This is a genomic window from Pseudoalteromonas sp. 31A1, from assembly GCF_011378815.1.
In the GTDB taxonomy this organism is placed as follows: Bacteria; Pseudomonadota; Gammaproteobacteria; order Enterobacterales; family Alteromonadaceae; genus Pseudoalteromonas; species Pseudoalteromonas arctica.
The window spans coordinates 1-18868 of sequence record NZ_WTKY01000036.1; the positions used below are offsets into that span (position 1 = coordinate 1).

General features: G+C 39.5%; 18 protein-coding genes and 4 tRNA genes. 9 read left to right on the forward strand and 13 right to left on the reverse strand.

Annotated elements, in window-relative coordinates; translation table 11 throughout:
- The 8 genes from GQR52_RS19465 to murB all read right to left on the reverse strand — a co-directional run.
- The coding region (locus GQR52_RS19465) for a GTP-binding protein (RefSeq protein WP_240914468.1) at window positions 1–143 on the reverse strand (143 nt) is incomplete at its 3' end.
- 128 nt (window positions 144–271) lie between these two features.
- Window positions 272–347, reverse strand: a tRNA-Thr gene (locus tag GQR52_RS19470).
- 11 nt (window positions 348–358) lie between these two features.
- A tRNA-Gly gene (locus GQR52_RS19475) sits at window positions 359–433 on the reverse strand.
- A gap of 44 nt (window positions 434–477) precedes the next feature.
- Window positions 478–562 (reverse strand) — tRNA-Tyr (locus tag GQR52_RS19480).
- A 40-nt stretch (window positions 563–602) separates the two neighbouring features.
- Window positions 603–678: transfer RNA gene (locus tag GQR52_RS19485), tRNA-Thr, on the reverse strand.
- A 126-nt stretch (window positions 679–804) separates the two neighbouring features.
- Window positions 805–1515 (reverse strand): type III pantothenate kinase, encoded by a 711-nt coding sequence (locus tag GQR52_RS19490; protein ID WP_024589452.1) that lies wholly within the window; start codon window positions 1513–1515, stop codon window positions 805–807.
- Entirely contained in the window at window positions 1512–2504 is a 993-nt protein-coding gene (gene birA, locus GQR52_RS19495; RefSeq protein ID WP_165729505.1) for a bifunctional biotin--[acetyl-CoA-carboxylase] ligase/biotin operon repressor BirA, read from the reverse strand. Before birA ends, GQR52_RS19490 begins: the two co-directional genes overlap by 4 nt.
- Window positions 2501–3511 carry a UDP-N-acetylmuramate dehydrogenase gene (gene murB, locus GQR52_RS19500; protein WP_165729506.1) on the reverse strand — a complete coding sequence of 337 codons (1011 nt, stop codon included), beginning with the start codon at window positions 3509–3511 and terminating at the stop codon, window positions 2501–2503. The genes birA and murB overlap by 4 nt, the downstream gene beginning before the upstream one ends.
- Window positions 3512–3654: 143 nt before the next feature.
- On the opposite strand from murB, the gene GQR52_RS19505 reads away from it, so the two are divergent.
- A complete protein-coding gene (locus GQR52_RS19505) occupies window positions 3655–5496 on the forward strand; it encodes a M1 family metallopeptidase (RefSeq protein WP_165729507.1) in 1842 nt (613 codons plus the stop codon).
- Window positions 5497–5554: 58 nt separating this feature from the next.
- On the opposite strand, the gene GQR52_RS19510 is transcribed toward GQR52_RS19505, so the two are convergent.
- Window positions 5555–6154, reverse strand: coding sequence for a DUF2057 domain-containing protein (locus GQR52_RS19510; protein ID WP_121955040.1), 600 nt, complete (start codon window positions 6152–6154; stop codon window positions 5555–5557).
- A gap of 92 nt (window positions 6155–6246) precedes the next feature.
- Here GQR52_RS19510 and GQR52_RS19515 point away from each other — a divergent pair, with 92 nt between their 5' ends.
- From GQR52_RS19515 to GQR52_RS19525, 3 genes are all read left to right on the forward strand, one after another.
- Entirely contained in the window at window positions 6247–6615 is a 369-nt protein-coding gene (locus GQR52_RS19515) for a histidine triad nucleotide-binding protein (protein ID WP_007579887.1), read from the forward strand.
- A gap of 220 nt (window positions 6616–6835) precedes the next feature.
- On the forward strand, window positions 6836–7492 hold the full coding sequence (locus GQR52_RS19520; protein WP_004334929.1) for a response regulator transcription factor: 657 nt from the start codon (window positions 6836–6838) through the stop codon (window positions 7490–7492).
- 167 nt (window positions 7493–7659) lie between these two features.
- The gene (locus GQR52_RS19525; RefSeq protein ID WP_165729508.1) at window positions 7660–9816 is read left to right on the forward strand and encodes a response regulator; all 2157 of its coding nucleotides are present in this window, start codon (window positions 7660–7662) and stop codon (window positions 9814–9816) included.
- A 30-nt stretch (window positions 9817–9846) separates the two neighbouring features.
- Here the strand turns inward: GQR52_RS19525 and GQR52_RS19530 are convergent, their stop codons facing one another.
- From GQR52_RS19530 to GQR52_RS19540, 3 genes are all read right to left on the reverse strand, one after another.
- Window positions 9847–11262 carry a mannose-1-phosphate guanylyltransferase/mannose-6-phosphate isomerase gene (locus GQR52_RS19530; RefSeq protein ID WP_165729509.1) on the reverse strand — a complete coding sequence of 472 codons (1416 nt, stop codon included), beginning with the start codon at window positions 11260–11262 and terminating at the stop codon, window positions 9847–9849.
- A gap of 75 nt (window positions 11263–11337) precedes the next feature.
- Window positions 11338–12111, reverse strand: coding sequence for an amidohydrolase (locus GQR52_RS19535; protein WP_165729510.1), 774 nt, complete (start codon window positions 12109–12111; stop codon window positions 11338–11340).
- A complete protein-coding gene (locus GQR52_RS19540; RefSeq protein ID WP_165729511.1) occupies window positions 12099–13241 on the reverse strand; it encodes a methionine aminotransferase in 1143 nt (380 codons plus the stop codon). The genes GQR52_RS19535 and GQR52_RS19540 overlap by 13 nt, the downstream gene beginning before the upstream one ends.
- A gap of 108 nt (window positions 13242–13349) precedes the next feature.
- Here GQR52_RS19540 and GQR52_RS19545 point away from each other — a divergent pair, with 108 nt between their 5' ends.
- The 4 genes from GQR52_RS19545 (at window position 13350) to GQR52_RS19560 (ending at window position 16395) form a co-directional block, all read left to right on the forward strand.
- Window positions 13350–13979: a methylthioribulose 1-phosphate dehydratase gene (locus GQR52_RS19545; protein ID WP_165729512.1), complete on the forward strand. Its 630-nt coding sequence runs from the start codon at window positions 13350–13352 to the stop codon at window positions 13977–13979.
- On the forward strand, window positions 13976–14662 hold the full coding sequence (gene mtnC, locus GQR52_RS19550) for an acireductone synthase (RefSeq protein WP_165729513.1): 687 nt from the start codon (window positions 13976–13978) through the stop codon (window positions 14660–14662). The genes GQR52_RS19545 and mtnC overlap by 4 nt, the downstream gene beginning before the upstream one ends.
- Complete coding sequence (locus GQR52_RS19555; protein ID WP_165729514.1) at window positions 14659–15201, forward strand: acireductone dioxygenase; 543 nt, start codon at window positions 14659–14661, stop codon at window positions 15199–15201. Before mtnC ends, GQR52_RS19555 begins: the two co-directional genes overlap by 4 nt.
- A 129-nt stretch (window positions 15202–15330) precedes the next feature.
- Entirely contained in the window at window positions 15331–16395 is a 1065-nt protein-coding gene (locus tag GQR52_RS19560; protein WP_101217511.1) for a RelA/SpoT domain-containing protein, read from the forward strand.
- Here GQR52_RS19560 and mtnA read toward each other — a convergent pair.
- Window positions 16384–17412: an S-methyl-5-thioribose-1-phosphate isomerase gene (gene mtnA, locus GQR52_RS19565; protein WP_165729515.1), complete on the reverse strand. Its 1029-nt coding sequence runs from the start codon at window positions 17410–17412 to the stop codon at window positions 16384–16386. The genes GQR52_RS19560 and mtnA overlap by 12 nt on opposite strands.
- Before the next feature lie 129 nt (window positions 17413–17541).
- Here mtnA and mtnK point away from each other — a divergent pair, with 129 nt between their 5' ends.
- On the forward strand, window positions 17542–18759 hold the full coding sequence (mtnK, locus tag GQR52_RS19570; RefSeq protein WP_165729516.1) for an S-methyl-5-thioribose kinase: 1218 nt from the start codon (window positions 17542–17544) through the stop codon (window positions 18757–18759).
- The last annotated feature ends 109 nt before the right edge of the window (window positions 18760–18868 follow it).

Sequence of the window (18868 nt, forward strand, 5' to 3'; positions counted from 1 at the left end):
GCGAAATCTTTAGCAACACCGCCGTATACTTTTGCAAGTACGTTAGTGATTGCTGCAGTTAGTGTAGTTTTACCGTGGTCAACGTGGCCAATTGTACCAACGTTTACGTGCGGTTTTACGCGTTCAAACTTTTCTTTTGCCATGACGGAACCTATCAGTTTTGTGTATCTAAATTACATATGAAAATAATCCACCAGAGGTAGATTAAGTTAATTTTTTCAAATAGTATTTTCTGACAGATAAAGGAAGTAATCAAGGAGATTCTTAGGACTGGTGCTGATAGGCAGAGTCGAACTGCCGACCTCACCCTTACCAAGGGTGCGCTCTACCAACTGAGCTATATCAGCAACACAAGAACTGGAGCGGGCAGCGGGAATCGAACCCGCATCATCAGCTTGGAAGGCTGAGGTAATAGCCATTATACGATGCCCGCATAAAAATCTGTTCTTAAACTACCTCTAACCGTCAAGAATAAAGTGGTGGAGGGAGCTGGATTCGAACCAGCGAAGGCTGAGCCGTCAGATTTACAGTCTGATCCCTTTGGCCGCTCGGGAACCCCTCCACGATAATTCTCTACTAATTCACTTCCGGTAAAAGGAAAGTGGTGCCGACTAACCGAGTCGAACGGTTGACCTACTGATTACAAGTCAGTTGCTCTACCAGCTGAGCTAAGTCGGCACTGCTTTAGTACGGGGCGAGATATTAGAGTAAGGTTTATTGGGATGCAACAATAAAATTAAAAAAAGTGTAAATTTTTAGTTTAAATGCTCAATATTCACGCGAAAACGCGTTTTTTGCACTTTTTTATACTGTTTCGGTTAATTCGTACCAATAATTCAATCCCTTCATTACGAGCAATGAATCAAAAATACTTCCTGCAAATTGCTGCTGCAATAGTGAGCCATAGCCACCAGCAAAAATAATTTGTGTTGCTTGTTCTGTTTTTTGAGCCGTTAAATTCAGCTTAGCTTGCTCAATTGCCCCGATGGTTGCCACTAAGGCACCGTTTTTTAAACCATTTGGCGTGTTTTTACCCAATTCATTAGTAAACGGTGTTTTACCGTCATCAAAAACACGTTGGGTGTTTTGTGTAAGCGATGAGGTCATTAAATCAAGCCCGGGTAAAATCCAGCCACCTAAATGTAGGCCTTCACTATCGAGCACGTCAATTGTGGTTGCGGTGCCTGCATCAACAACAATACATGCTTTATTTGGGTATAGCATAAAGCCTGCAATAAGCGCCAACCACCTATCTATGCCTAAGTTACCCACATGCTCGTAAGCGCATACAAGATCTCCAAGCGTTTTGGTTACCTTGGCCTCAAAGCAAGTAATATTATTGCTAGCCGCTTGCACGAGAATATCATTTAGTAAATCACTGCGCCCTACGCACGCATAAATCACTTCGGTTATTTGCAACCAAGGTAGGTTATTTATATCTGCTGGTTGTGCTTGCTCGTTATGCCACAGCACAGCTTTTAGTGATGTATTTCCTACGTCGATCAGTAATCTCATACTTGCGCCTTTCTGAGGGAGACTTCCCCACCGTAATAACTTTTTACTTCACCATCTTGGCGAATTCGTATTCCACCTTGTGGGTCAATACCTTCGCATATTCCACGCCAGCTTCGGTGTCCTGTATTTAGCTCAACATAATCGCCAGCAAACGCATTAAGCGAATTCCATTGCTCATACATATCTTGTAAGCCAGTTTGACGATACTGCACTAAACGCTGCTCTAAATGATAAGTAAGTGACGCCACCAGCTGGTTTTTATCAAGCTTTTGAGTATGTTGATTTAAGTCGGTCCACGCTTGGTCTATATGTTGGCTAAAACTCTCAGGCATTTGTAAATTAATACCTATACCAATCACTAACTGACAAGGTCCTTGCGGTTGCCCATCTAATTCAACCAATACACCTGCAAGTTTTTGTTTATTTATATAAATATCGTTAGGCCATTTAAGCTCTACGTCAATTTGGTATAACGCTTTAATTGCATCATAAACAGCAAGGCCTACCGCAATTGATATACCCATTGCAGCTTGAAGCCCGTCATCTAAACGCCAAAAGTAACTGTAATACAGATTAGCGCCAAATGGGGATTGCCAAACACGGCCGCGTCGGCCGCGCCCTGCTTGCTGCATTTCGGCAACAATAACAGTGCCAGACTCAAGCGCTGTTTTAGCCTGTATACGGCGCATAAGCTCGCTGTTGGTCGAATCAATAATAGGGTGTACTTCTACATCGGCAGTATTAGCACCTAGCGCTTTGTAGTGCTGATCAATTTGTGTTTTATTTAAAAGGCCCACCTGACTATTCAAACAGTAGCCTTTGCCAGTCACTTTAAAAATATCCAAGCCCATTTCTTGTAACGTTTTGATATGTTTACTCACCGCAGCTCGGCTAATTCCTAGCTTTTCACCCAAGGCTTGGCCAGATACAAAGCCCCCTTGGTTAAGTGCATTTAAAATAGCGAGTTTGTTTCCATCAGGTGCTTTCATTGCTCAGGCTCCGCGTTAATATGGCATTCGCTGCGCGCATCCATTAAACGTACTTCGTGCTCTAACATAATGTTGTAACGCGTATAAACAACTTGCTGAATGTGTTTAATCATTTTTATTAGGTCACCACCTTCACTATTTCCGTGATTAACAAGTACTAGTGCTTGTTGTTGATGCACTTCTATACCTGCCTCGCGGTGCCCTTTTAAACCACTTTGATCGATTAACCAACCTGCTGCGACCTTGTGATGACTTTGCCCATATTCGTAATGAGGTAAATCTGCAAATTGCTTTAATAGCTCAGCTAACTGCTGGTTGGTTATTATTGGGTTTTTAAAAAAGCTACCCGCATTGGCAAGTGTATATGGGTTAGGTAATTTGCTATTGCGAGTTTGTATTACTTGATCGAATACTGCTTGCGGGGTAATGCTTGAGAGCTGTTGCAGGGGGCCATAACTTAATACTGGTTGCCATTTTTTTGGGAGCGCTAAATGCACTTGCGTGATCACCGCTTTATTTTTGAGAGTATTTTTAAATATTGAGTCTCTGTAAGCAAATTCACATTGCTCGTTATTTAGTGAATGCATAGTTTTAGTGGTTATATCAAAGTACTCTACCAACTCAACAAATTTAGCTATCTCAACGCCATAAGCACCAATATTTTGTACCGGTGATGCACCAACAGTGCCCGGTATAAGTGCTAGATTTTCAAGCCCGGGTATATTTTTCTCTAATAAATAACTGACTAGTTGATGCCAGTTTTCGCCTGCAGCAATACTTATTAGTGTGTCGCTCTCACGCTCGGTGATTTTAATACCTTTTAAGGCTATTTTTATAACCGTACCCATGTAGTCATTTAAAAATACGGTATTACTGCCCTCGCCTAGCAAACAAAACGGTGCACTAAAACTTTGCGTTTTAAGTTGCTCAAGCTGAGTAATTTCAACAAAATTTTGGCATTGGCTGTTTAATGCGAATGTATGTAAGGAGTGTAATGAATGCGCCACAAAGCTCTCTAAAAATACCGGTAACTAATCGCAATAGTTTACCTCATCGTCGCAAATGTGGCACTAGATTGTAAAAATCACTCAACCCACCGTGTCAATCGTGATATAAAACCAGCACTTTTTTATTTGTGTTCAGAGTAATGATGAAAATTAAACCTCTTTTTTTAAGCCTCGCTATGGCGGGTATGTGTTCGCAAGCAATGGCTAATGCGATTGACCAAAACTCGTATGCTAACCTTGATGATGTTGTTACTACTCACTTAAACCTTGATTTAGATGTCGACTTTGCCGACAAGCAGTTAGAAGGTTTTGTTGAGCATACTCTTCAGTGGAACAACAGCAAAAGCAGAACTCTCGTACTTGATACCCGCGACTTAGACATTGATAAAGTAATGTACAAAGATCAAAGTGGTAACTGGAAAAAGGCGACTTTTGATTTAGCTAAGCGAGATGACGTTAAAGGTTCAAAGCTTACTATTGTGTTTAAAAACCAAGCTGAATTAGTTCGTATTTACTACAACAGTCGTCCAGAAGCATCTGGCCTGCAATGGTTAACACCAGAGCAAACGGCAAGTAAAACGCATCCATTTATGTACAGCCAATCGCAAGCAATTCATGCACGTAGTTGGATCCCAGTGCAAGATACACCCGCAATGCGTGTAACTTACTCTGCACGAATTCATACACCAAAAGATATACGTGCTGTAATGAGTGCCGATAACAAAGATGCGCTTTATAAAGATGGCGACTACATTTTTGATATGCCGCAAGCAATTTCACCTTACCTAATTGCTATTGGCGCAGGTAACTTAGAATTTAAAGCAATGTCGCACCAAACGGGCATATTTGCTGAGCCGACAATTTTAGATGCCTCAGTTGCTGAATTTGACGACACCCAAGCCATGATCGACAAAACAAACGCCATGTACGGCGAATATGCATGGGGTCGCTACGACTTATTAATGCTACCGCCAAGTTTTCCGTTTGGTGGCATGGAAAACCCACGCTTATCATTTATAACCCCAACGGTTGTTGCCGGTGATAAAAGCTTAGTTAACCTTATTGCCCATGAGCTTGCTCATTCTTGGTCAGGTAACTTAGTAACTAACGCAACGTGGGAAGATTTATGGTTAAACGAAGGTTTTACCTCGTACGTTGAAAACCGCATTATGGAAGAAGTATTTGGTCGTGACCGTGCGGTTATGGAACAAGCACTTGATTCAGCGTCTTTACGCGCACAAATTAAAACAATTGATGCACCAGATACACGCCTTAATTTAAAGCTTAATGGCCGCGACCCAGACGATGCGTTTAGCTCAGTGCCTTACACTAAAGGTCAGTTATTTTTAATCTATCTAGAAAACAAATATGGCCGCGATAAGTTTGACCCGTTCGTAAAAGCGTACTTTAAAGAGTTTTCGTTTAAATCACTTACTACCGCGCAATTTGTTACTTACTTAAAAGCTAACTTAATTGAGAAGTACCCTGGTGTTGTAAGTATGGATAAAGTAAACGAATGGATTTTTGAGCCTGGCTTACCAAGTGATGCGCCAAACCCTACTTCTGATGCATTTGATAAAGTAGATACTGCAACAGCAGCATGGTTGAAAGGCGACACAACAGCAGCTCAACTACCAACGGCTGATTGGTCTGTACATGAGTGGCTACACTTTTTAAATAACTTACCACGCGATTTAAGCATAGAGAAAATGAGCGAGCTTGATAGTGAATTTAACCTAACGCAATCAACTAACGCTGAACGTGCGTTTGCTTGGTTTATGCTAGCAGTAGGTAATGGTTATCAACCAATTTATCCTGCGCTTAATAAGCACTTATCAGGTATTGGCCGTCGTAAGTTAATTGTGCCGTTATATAAATCACTTATCACTAACGGTAAAAAAGACTGGGCACAAAGCGTGTACTTAAAAGCACGCCCTGGGTATCACCCTCTTGCGCAAGGTACTATTGACGCATTATTTGAATAAATAGCGTTAACTAGAAACTAAAAAGGGCCAAATTTGGCCCTTTTGTTTTTCTGTTATTTTACTTTGTTACTTTTTCTAAAAAAGCTTTACGCTCTGCAGTTGTGGCTTGTTGCCACCAAAAATCAAGCATTTGCGGCGCACTTGGCATGCCTTTACCTGTAATTGGTGCTATCGGCTTTATCGGCTGACTAGGACGTGAAGGTCCTGCAGGCAATGTATTTTGCATTACCGGTTTATTGCTTGCTAGTTGCGTGTTAGAAATAACACTTAAAGGCTTAGCAACAGCGCTACTTTTTGCTTTTAAACTAACTTGTGGTGCTTCTGCAAATACTTTTGCAGATACTGCATTTTCAGCACGATTAAACACTAAGGTATAATCTTTACCTGCTTCAACAGTTACACTTACCCAAAATGGTTCCGACTCCACAACTTCGTGCGTGTCATAATCATCTTCATATAAATCGGTGTACTTTAGCCTAAGCTGATAAGTTCCGGGGGCAAGCTCTACATCATCAATACGACTAAACAAAGAGCTTTCTAGCATTTTATCGCCCACTTGCAGTGGTACAAATTCTTCTGGAAAGTGAATATTCTCAGCATTAGCCGAAAAACTAAGTAGTAATGCAACTGCACTACTTATTAAAATTGGTTTAAGCATATTAACTCCTTTATTTGATTTCAGTTTGACACTGCTTTGAAAGTTTGTCATTAGTGAGCTTAAAATTCACAACACTTAATTAGGAACACACTATGAGCCAAGAAACTATTTTTACCAAAATCATTAATCGTGAAATTCCAGCAGATATTATTTACGAAGATGAAAACACTCTCGCATTTAAAGATATAAACCCACAAGCGCCATTTCATGTGTTAATTATCCCAAAAAAAGCAATTGCTACTATAAATGATATAAATCCTGAAAACTCACATTTAGTAGGCAACTTATACGTAGTTGCAGCTAAATTAGCTAAGCAACATAATTTTGCTGAGGACGGATACCGCGTAGTTATGAACTGTAACGAACATGGTGGGCAAACTGTTTATCACATACATTTACACATGCTTGGCGGTAAAGAAATGGGCTGGCCACCTTATCAAAATGTAAAAAAAGTAAAATAATTAAAAGTTTTTATTAAATTGTTCCACTCAATTAATTAGTTACAAATGTTATGATTTTTCATAGTTATAAAGAATAAATAGTTACTTATTTGCAACATTTTGTGTTTAAATAATCGTAATATCGTATTTGTTATTGAGTACATCAGCGATTTTCTAATACAAAAGGTGTGGAAGTCGTGGTAAACTTAGTCAGTCAGCTTTATAAAAGAGTATAAAAAACATGAGCAGTTCAGCCTTTTTGTTATTAGATCAAGAGCCAATTAACACTATTGGTATTAACGTTTTAGAACCTTTGTTAAAAACGCAAGGCCTTGACGTAACCACAGGTACTAATATTTTAGACATACCTGAAGGGACTCGACTTTTGTTTATTGAAACATCAAGCAAGGATGCATGGGGAAAACTAAAAGAACAACTAGTAAACCTACGTATTAAATGCGATATCATACTATTTAATTTAGACGAAAACCCTGAACTTGCTAATCGTGCATTGTTAAGCGGTATTCGTGGCGTATTTTACACAACAGATAACGCCGATGTATTAATGAAAGGTATTCGCTTACTACTTGAAGATCAACTTTGGTACCGTCGCGATATTATGTGTAATGCATTAAATCGTATGCTGCAATTTAATAAAGATGCGCTGCATAAACTAACCGAAGGTGATATTGAGCCTGTTAAACTTACTAAGCGAGAAAAAGCAATAATCTCACTAATGAGTAAAGGTTCGAAAAATAAAGAGATCGCAGAAGATTTAAGTATTAGTCCACATACTGTTAAAACACATTTATACAGTGCATTTAGAAAAACTAAATGTCGTAACCGTATTGAACTTCTATCGTGGGCACAACAAAATATCCCTGATGAAATTCGTTAATCAAATATTTAGTTTAAATTTAAAAGCAGACACTTAGGTGTCTGTTTTTGTATGTGCTATATACTTATCTAATAACAATTAGCTTAATTAAGTAATCTGTTTTGAGGATTGGTATAAGTGTATACTTTTGATAACTTTAGTTTAATAGCTACTTTGCTGGAATATTAATGCTCGACTCCTTCACTCTTTATTTTGCCAGCATCGCCATCATGGTCGTAATGACCTTACTTAACTTTTTGACATGGCGAACAAACAAACAAATATCGGGCACGCTGCTATACATTTTCTATCCCATATTGCTATTAGGCTCTGTTATTGGCTTTACTCTTGTTGGTGATACACATAATTTAGTAATTATTAGCGCTGCCAGTAGCATGATGTTTGCCGCATCAATAGTGCACTGCCTTTCACTTAGTCAGTTTTTAAATTATCGCGGTATTGGTTTTAAATTACTCTGCTCAGTGACCGCTTTTTGCACTGTAATGCTTGGCTATTACACCTTTTTTGACCCATCTTTACACGAAAGAGTGATTGCATCCGATATACAACACATAGCAGAAGCCGGTTTTTTACTGTTTATATTTATTAAGTGTGCACGCAAACCCTATCCTAATGGCAGCATTGTATACATAACCATTTTAACGCTTGTTGCTTTAAGCTTTATTGGCCGCTCGTTATTTATGGATAACATTGAACAAAAAAATCTTTTAGTAAACGGCTGGTTTAGCTCATTATTATTTTTAAATGGCGTAATTGCTCCCATGTTTTATGCTGCAGGTATGGCGTTATTATGTAATGAGCGCAGAGAGCAGCACCTCAATAAATTAGCCGATAAAGCACAAAAAGATTTAGAAATACGCGGACTCTTTTTATCAACTATAAGCCACGAAATTCGCACCCCGCTAAACGGTATTTTAGGCAGCGCCCAACTTGTTATGAACCAAACAAGTGATACCCGCAATAAAGCCTATTGCGAGGCGATTATAAATTCTGCCGAATCACTTAACTTATTGGTAGATAAGGTCCTTGATTACGCGAGCTTAGATCAAAGTGACGAAGCGCTTTACGAAGAAGATGTAGAGTTTAAAACATGGCTTAATAATTTATGTTTATTACTAAGCCCTCTCGCCGAGCAAAAGCAACTCAAGTTTGAACTAATATGTAATATTCCTGAGCAAGCCTGTTATTACTGCGACCAGCAAAAACTTAGGCAAATAATTATTAATTTAGTGGGTAATGCCATTAAGTTTACAGACCACGGAACCGTTAAAATTCAGGTTGATTTAGTATTAGAAAAACAACTTGAGCACACTATAAAAATTAGTGTCAAAGATTCAGGGCCAGGTATAGAAAATGATGAGATAGCCTACTTAACAGAACCTTATGTACAAAGTAGTGCAGGAAAAGAGAAAGGCGGAACCGGCCTTGGTTTAGCTATTACCAGTCGCCTGCTTGAAAAGCTCAGTAGCCGACTCGAAATAGCCAGCCAGCTTGGTACTGGTAGTGTATTTAGCTTTACCGTTACTTTTACTTTAGGTGAATTAAGCCTTGTAGAGCAGCGCCATCAAACTAAAGATTACTTAACAGGTCTTAATGTACTACTGGTTGAAGATTTAGATTTAAATCAAAAAATTGCTATAGAATTTATGGCCGACGATGAACACAAAATTAAGCTCGCAAAAGATGGGAAAAGCGCCATAGAGCTCATGCAAGCTCACCACTTCGATGTTGTTTTGCTTGATATGAATCTACCTGATTTAACAGGCCAAGAAGTACTTAAACGTCTAAAACGCATTGATCATAAAAATCAACGAACTCCAGTACTCGCATTTACTGCAAGCCTTAGCCCAGACGAAGTAAAAGAGTATTTAGAATTAGGAATAAAAGACATTGTAGGCAAGCCTATTAAGCACGAAAAGCTTCGCCAAGCACTTAGCGACTCTCAATCTAATCAAACTGCGAGTATTGCAGTAGAGCTTATTGATACGTTGTATGACAAAACAGCGGCCGAAACACTCACCAGCTCGTTTAGTGAAGATGAAGTATCGTCGATTTATAATGAGTTTGTGCTTTCGGCGCGTAACAAGCTAATTCGCTGTCAAAAGCTTATTGATCAACAACCAGAGCAATGCATTAAGCTTTTACATCGCCAAGCAAGTACCGCTCTGCAACTTGGTTTTAATCGCTATGGTATTGAGCTTAAAAAAATAGAGCGTCGTTTACTCGATAAAAAGCCACACAACGATATGCTTGATGAAGCGTTAGATCTGTGGCAACGCAGCTTAGAGCAATATTTAAAGTTTGTGCGTGGGCAGTTAGAGTAATAGTGAATTAGCTTTAAAAATAGCTAATTATTAGCCTCTTCCATATTTATCATCAAATCGTTCTATATCGCTTTCATCAAGTACAGCGCCGGTTTGCACTTCAATGACAATTAACGGCTCTTTTTGATTATTAGCCAAGCTATGAATTTGCTTTGCGGCGATATAACACGATTGATCGTGCGTTAGCGTATACGCTTGCTCATTAATACACACATCTGCAATACCCGAAACCACAACCCAATGTTCAGCACGATGCTGATGGCGCTGCGTCGAAAGCTTAGCACCGCTGTTAACAGTAATTTTTTTAACTTTAAAGCCAGTACCTTCAACCAAAGTACGGTAATTCCCCCATGGGCGAAAAACCACTTGATGATGGTTAAGTTTATCGGCCTGTGTTGTAGCAATTTGCTTAAGCAACAAAGGCAAAGAATCTAGCTCATTTTGGTTTGCAATTAACGTGGCATCATGAGTATGAATAATTGCTAAATTGCTTACTCCAAGCGTGGCAATAGTGTGTTCAGTCTCGTTAATAACTAAGTTATTAGTGCTTTTTTGAGCCATATAATTAGCATTTAAGCTATTACCGTTTTCATCTTTTTTTGTAAGCGCATCAAGGGATGAAAAACTACCTACATCACTCCATTTTAAATCAACAGGCATAACAACTACGTTATTACTGCGCTCTAAAATAGCGTAATCAATTGAATCGCTTGGGCAGTGCTCAAGCGCACTATTGCTTGGGCGGGTAAACCCTAAATCTTTAGTAAATTGTGTTGCTGCAGCGACACTCGTTGCTATTTTTGGCGCAAACCGCTCGAGCTCTTTTAAATAGGTCGCTGGGGTAAATAAAAACATGCCGCTATTCCAGCTATAACCACCTTGAGCTAAATAACGGTTCGCTGTATCTAAGTCAGGCTTTTCTTTAAATTGAGCAACATCGTAACAACCCGTTCCAGCAATAGCCGCGCCTTGTTTTATATAGCCATAACCAGTATGCGGTTCTGTAGGAATAATCGAAAATGTAACTAGCTTTCCTTGCGCAGCAAGTTTTACAGCTTCAGGGAGCTTAGCTGTTAATACATCAAAGTTTTTAATATGATGATCGGCAGGCATCACTAATAGCGGACCGGTAATCCCATTTTGCAGTGCATAGTGGGCGGCTAATGCGATGGCAGGAGCGGTATTTTTACCTTTGGGTTCGAGTAATAATGCAGTAGGAATTGAGCTTGCAGCTTGCTCGGCGGCAATAAATCGGTGCTGCTCATTACACACTAAAATAGCATTATCAAACAACTCATTAGAAACACGCGCCAATGTACTTTGCAGTAATGACGTGTTTTCATTTAGTAGTGGTAAAAATTGTTTAGGCATTGCTTGGCGAGAAAGCGGCCACAAGCGAGAGCCTATGCCACCAGCTAAAATTACAGGAGTGATTAAAGTGTTCATAATGTATATTAGCCGCCAACAAAAATATCTGCGACTATTTTAACACTTTATTGGCTCTGCGCTAAATTAACGTGTCTATATTAATGTAAAAGGGTCTGCATCTAAATAGGCAGGAAACGCTGCTTTAAACTCATCCAGTGATGCTTTTTCAAGTGTGATAGTAACTAGTTGCTCGGTGTTATCTTGCGCTTTAGTTAACGCATCGCCTTTGAAGTCGTATACTGCGGTACCGCCATTGTGCGCCACACCATTACCGTCGTCACCCACACGATTAACGCCTACTACGTAACACAGGTTTTCCATTGCACGCGCCATAAGTAACGTATCCCAAATATGGCGGCGCACAGCAGGCCAGTTTGCTACGTTTATCATTACATCGTAGTCGTTATTATTACGTTGAAATACCGGAAAGCGCAGGTCGTAACATACCTGCGGTAATAGTTTAAAACCATTGATTTCAAAAACTTTGCGTGCTTGCCCTGCTACAACGTAGTCACCCTCACTGCCTAAGCGAAATAAATGGCGCTTATCGTAATAACTCACCTCTCCATCGGGTTTTACCCAATAAAACCGATTTGCTTTTTTATCGCCTTGTGCAACAAGTACCGAACCCGCAATAAACGCATTATGTTTATGAGCCTGCGCCTTTAACCACGTCAGTACTTTACCGTTTTCGGGCTCTGCACAATCTAAATTAATAGCAAAGCCAGTCGAGAATGTTTCGGGCAATAAAATAAGATCGGGCTGATGCGTAATTGACTCAAGCTGCTTATTAAACATGGCTAAATTAGCATCTTTATCAAGCCAATAAAGCGAGCTTTGCAATGCTGTAATGGTTAAAGTTGACATAATATTTGCGCAGCCTCTATGAGAGTGTTGTCGTTTTTAGCAAAGCATAAACGAATGACTTTGTCGGTTGGTGGATTTTGATAAAAAACACTTAACGGAATAGCCGCAACACCGGCTTGCTCAACTAACCAGTGGCAAAAATCAACATCGTTTAAATCCGATACATCGCTGTAATCTAACAATAAAAAGTAAGTGCCCTGGCTAGGTAAAATTTTAAAACGGCTGTTACTTAAATGACTCGCTAATAAGTCGCGTTTTTGCTGATAAAACCCACTTAGCTCATCTATATGCTCGCCTTGCTGCTCGAGCATATCGGCAAGCGCATGCTGTGCGGGGGTAAAACTTGAAAACGTAACGTACTGATGAATTTTTCTAAATTCGACAGCTAAATCTGCAGGTGCAATACAGTAACCCATTTTCCAGCCCGTGCTGTGAAACGTTTTACCAAAACTCGATACAACAAAGCTTTTGGCAAATAATTCATCATCGCGTAATACGCTTAAATGCGGTTGTTCATCAAACGTAATGTGCTCATATACCTCATCGCTTATTACATACAAATTGTGAGTACCAACTAACTCTTTAAGCGCTTTTATATCTTGTGGCTGTAATATTTTACCGCTTGGGTTATGAGGCGTATTAATAATAATTGCACGGGTATTTTTAGTAATTGCTTGGCTTACTACTTGCCAATCAATAGTGTAATTTGGCGCACTTAAAGCAATGTGTACTGACTTTCCACTAGCGAGTTCAATTGCCGGTTGGTAAGAGTCATATGCAGGGTCAAATACAATCACTTCATCACTTGGGCGCACAATTGTTTGAATAGCCACAAACAATGCCTCTGTTGCACCTGAGGTAACAGTAACTTGATCAGCTGCGTTGATATCAGCTGCATATTTGCGCTTTGCTAAATCAGCAATTTGTTGCTGTAATCGTGGTACACCACTTGAAGGTGAATATTGATTAACGCCCTGCTGCACATAATAATTTAACTGCGTTTTTAAAAGATCAGGAGCATCAAACTCAGGAAAGCCTTGAGAGAGATTAATTGCCGAAAACTCATTAGCCAACCCGCTCATTTGGCTAAATATACTAACGCCTAAATTTGGTAATTTACTTTCAAACACGTGATGCCCTTAATGATGGTTTTGCGCTTAAAGCGATGCTATCATTGCTTAAAACAGAAGTATAGCCGTCTAAAAACAATTAACTTTACGCTCATTAGTGAGGAATGTATGCAAAACAATACCGCTATTTCACAACTTATTGAAGCCGGAAAATGGGTTAGCCAAAAAGGCTGGGTACCCGCAACAGGTGGAAACTTTTCAGCTCGTACTAGCACTGGCTTTGTTGTTACAGCAAGTGGGCACGATAAAGGCTCACTGACGCAAGAGCATTTTTTGCAATTAGATCACCAAGGCGAGCGCCTAGCAGGAGCTGTAAAGCCATCGGCAGAAACACAATTACACCTAAGTTTGTATCAGCTTATACCTGATGCACAGTGTGTTTTGCATACTCACTCTGTAGCCGCCACCATACTGTCGCAAATTACCCAAAGGCATCAGCTTGATTTAACAGGCTATGAAATGCAAAAAGCACTGAGCGGCTTTACTTCGCATTTAGAAACGCTGAGCATTCCTATTTTCGATAACGATCAAGATATTGACCGATTAAGCCTGCTGGTCAGTGACCATCATTTACATACACCAATAGAGCATGGCGTACTTATACGTGGTCATGGCTTATATGCTGTAGGGCGCAATATTGATGAAGTTCGCCGCCACCTAGAAGCCTTAGAGTTTTTATTTAGTTGCGAACTAGAGCGCCTAAAAATAATAGGTATTCAAGCGGGAGTAACTAAATGATTAAAGCCATTTTAACCGACATCGAAGGTACAATAACCCGCATCTCGTTTGTTAAAGAGGTGCTGTTTCCTTACGCGGCAAAGCAATTACCTACCTTTGTACGTGCCAATGCTAATAAGCCTGATGTAGCCGAGCAGATTAGTGCCGTAAAAGCGCTTATTGAAAAGCAAAACGCCAATATAGAAGAAGTCATTAGCACTTTACTTACCTGGATTGATGAAGATAAAAAAATCACTCCACTTAAGCAGTTACAAGGCTTAATTTGGCAAACAGGGTATGAACACGGTGATTTTAAAGGTCATTTATACCCAGATGCATTTGATTTTTTACAAGCTCAACACAACAACAATATTACTTTGTATGTGTACTCGTCAGGGTCGGTAAAAGCGCAGCAGCTACTTTTTAAATACAGTGATTATGGTGACATTCGCAGCTTGTTTACTGACTTTTTTGACACCAAAGTTGGCGCAAAGCAAGAGCAAATAGCCTATAACACTATTGTTAAGCTGTTACCGGTTAAAGCAGCAGAAATACTCTTTTTAAGTGATGTAGCCGGCGAGCTTGATGCCGCGCAGGCTGCGGGCTTAAAAACACTACATTTAATTCGTGATGGGCAAGCAAGCACTAAAGCACACCCTTATATTAATGACTTTAGCCAATTTAAATTGGAACAATTAGTATGAGCCAATTAACGGTGTATGCCGACAACAATGCAAACAAAACACTTGTAAGCACATCAAATGCAGATGATATTGCAAAGCAACTAGCTAAAGTAAACGTACGTTTTGAACAGTGGCAAGCAAATGCAGATATTAATGAGCACACCACTCATGAGCAAATTATTAGTGCGTACAAAAACGATATAGATCGATTAAAAATCGAAAATGGCTATCAAACAGTAGACGTTATATCTCTAGCTAAAGGCAACCCTGCCGCATCAGAGCTGCGCAAAAAGTTTTTATTTGAACATACTCATAGTGAAGACGAAGTGCGTTTTTTTGTAAAAGGCCAAGGGCTATTTTGCCTGCATTTAGGCAATAAGGTTTATCAGGTACTTTGCCAACAAGGCGATTTAATTTCAGTGCCTGAACTTACCCCGCATTGGTTTGATATGGGAAGCGCTCCTGAGTTTACTGCCATTCGCTTATTTAACAATACAGAGGGCTGGGTAGCAAAAAGTACTGACTCGTCTATTGCAGAGCAATTTCCCTTACTCGATTAATAAAGCTCAGTGCACGCATGCCTAAACTATATTTTCTATAAGCGTATTTATGCAATTTGCAGGATGACTTCAATCACTTAACTCTGTAATATTATTTTAGCAATGCAGCTGATAAAGAGTAACTTTCCAATGGTGAACGAACAATATCAAAAGTCTAAACAACAACTAGCCTACTCACGTAAGCAAGTTGAAAAGGCTGGTCGTATTTTTCGTAAAAATGAAGGTGATTTTGACTTTGCAATAGAGGTTGTACAAAACTATCGTGCAGCACATTTATATCCGCTGACTATTATTAAAAACCTCGTATGGAAACATGTAAAAAAGCTTCATTTGCTAGAATCGGCGACTATAGTTAGACGCTTAAAGCGCTTGCCAACTATTATAGATAAGTTACAAAGAGCCTCGTTGGATGGTAAAAGTGAAAACGCAATAAATCTGAAGCGAATGCACGACATAGGTGGCTGCCGAGTAATCTTAGATAATCTAGAGCATCTATATCAACTCAACGCAAGTTTAGATTCGAGTAGAGCAGTTCATAGCGTTAAATCATATGATTATATTGAAAACCCAAAAGCGACAGGCTATAGAGGTATTCATCGTGTTTATAAAAGTTATAACAATTTAAAATCTCACGATTATAAAGGCTTTCAAATTGAAGTACAGTTACGCACTAGGCTTCAGCACCTTTGGGCTACTACTGTTGAAATTGTAGATATTATTGAAAAAGAAACACTAAAAACCAATCCCCAAGCAGCCGACACAGATTGGAAGCGATTATTTTTTATCATGGGTGAGTTTCTTGCAGTCAAAGATGGTTCAAATCAATTAAGTTCACAACAATCGCAGACCTTTGTTGATGAGCTTTCGGCACTAAATAAAAAGCTAGCCGCATTTCATAAGCTTGATGCATTTAATCGCGCATTCCAAGTTGACGAAATTAAAAATAAATCGAAAGATACAGGCTTTGCTTTACTCGTTCACAACACAGAAACACAAATGGGTCGAGTCTTTTTATATGCAGAAAATAAAAAGCAAGAAGCTCTAACGCATTACGCCGAACAAGAAAAACAAACTCACAATAACGTGCTTCTAGTTGCAGGGAGCGACTTGAAATCAATAGAAAAAGCCTACCCCAACTACCTAAATAGTACCTCTGAGTTTCTTTCAGAATTCAGTCGCATATTATTGAGTTAGCTCTTTAAGTTTACCCATTAATACTTGTTGCTGGTTATACACACCCGTATCTAACACCCACCCTGTGACCAGTTTTGCCGGCGTTATATCAAATGCAGGGTTATACACATTAGCATTAGTGGGCGCCCATAAAGCCTCACCAAAGCTACCGCTAACTCCGCGCACTTCTTGAGGATTACGTTGCTCTATTTCTATATCATTACCACACGCGGTGTTGGTATCAAGCGTGGTAATAGGCGCAACTACATAAAATGGAATGTTATGGAAATACGCAAGTACGGCTAAATTATAGGTGCCCACTTTATTGGCAAAATCACCATTGGCAGCAATACGATCAGCCCCTACCACTATTTTATCCACCTTACCTGCAGCCATTAAACTCGCCGCCATATTATCGCAAATTAGAGTGTAAGGTATTTTCCAGCGCTCAAGCTCAAAGGCAGTTAAGCGACCGCCTTGTAATAATGGTCGTGTTTCATCAACCCACACATGTACGTTGCCATATTTTTGCTGCGCTTTGTAAATAACACCTAGTGCAGTACCAATACCAGCGGTTGCAAGCGCCCCTGTATTACAATGGGTTAATATGTTGTCGCCACTATTTATAAGTTCGGCGCCACGGCTTGCCATTCGCTCACACAGCTCAATATCTTCAATAAACAACCGCTCAGCTGTGGTAACAATACCGGCAACATAACCGCTTTGCGTTAAAGCTTTACGCAATGCAGCCATACAATGCATTAAATTAACCGCCGTTGGGCGAGTGGCTTCTAGCTCATTGATTGCTTTTTCAAGCTCACCTTTAACTACCCCTTGCTCAGCTAAATACGCCACTAACAAGCTCGCGCTTAAACCAATAAGTGGAGCTCCACGTACTTTTAAACTAATGATCAGCTCTTTCATGGTTTCTACATCATGGCATTGATGCCATACCTGCTGGTGAGGTAGTAAATATTGGTCGAGCACACTAAGCGACCCGTTTTCATATTTTAAACTGCTTGCGATTAAATTTTGCATAATGCTTAAGGTATTAAAAATGCGTAACGTTATTTTACACCACTTTGAATAACTCTCAAGTTGGACTTGTAGACATCTAAATATTTAAAGGTATAGAATGCTTAAAAGCTGATTTTTGAGATTTAAACCATGACTAACTATGTTGCTTTTAATGCACAGCGCGCTATCGATTATGTATCGACATTAATTGAATCTAAACAATGTAATTTTTTTGCTCCCGGACAAGCCTTATCGGCATATGAGTTTGGTGATGGCAATCTTAATTTAGTATTTAGAATTACTGATGAGCAAAACAATAGTGTTATTTTAAAGCAAGCTCTGCCTTATGCGCGTTGCGTGGGTGAGTCGTGGCCATTAACGCTTGATAGAGCTCGTATAGAAGCACAAGCTTTGCTTAATCATGGCGCTATTTGCCCAACTTATACTGCTAGGGTTTTACATTATAGTGAAATGCAAGCACTGACTATTTTAGAAGATTTAGGTAATTTACAAATACTGCGAACTGCACAAAATAATGCTGAGCAATTTCCTAAATTAGCGCAGCACGTAGCGACCTACTTAAGCCATACTGGTTTTTATAATTCAGATTTTTATTTAACCGCACAAACTAAAAAAGCGCTCGTTAGCCAATTTACTAACCCTGAGCTTTGCCAAATCACTGAAGACTTATTTTTTAGCGATCCGTACATTGAGCACGAACGCAATAACTACCCAAAGCAACTACAAAACGAAGTTGATGCAATACACAAGAACAGCGCATTAAAGTTAGAAATAGCAAAACTAAAAGCTAATTTTTTATCTAACCCGCAAACATTACTTCATGGTGATATGCATAGCGGCAGTATTTTTGTTGATTGTAATAATACAAAGATGATCGATCCTGAGTTTGGTTTTTTTGGTCCTACTGGGTTCGATATTGGCTCTTTTATTGGTAATTTACTTTTAAATTACTGCGCACAATACGGGCATATTGAAGATTTTTTGACTCGTCGTAATTATCAAACCCACTTATTAAGCACCCTTGTTGAATGCTATACCTTATTTGAACAACATTGGCTTACGCTTATAAATGAGCACACTACTGAAGTTGCGCTAAAGGTTACAGGCTACAGTGAATACTTTATAAAAGGGGTATTACAAGACGCCATTGGTTACTGTGGTGCTGAGTTAATTAGGCGCACCATAGGGCTCGCACATGTAACCGATATAGATAGTATTGGTGATGATAAGGCGCGTCTTATAGTGCAAAAACAAACATTAGCACTAGGCGAGCAACTTATTTTGAATGCCCACACGTGCAACAACAAAGAAGCATTTTTTAGTTTATTAATAAGCCAATTAAATTAAAAAACATTAAAAAAGGCGCTATTAGCTGTCTCTTGATCACAAGTCTGGCTCAAGAGATTTTGCTAAATCGTAGCCTTCCAGGATGGCTTGTAACTTAAGCCATCCTTGC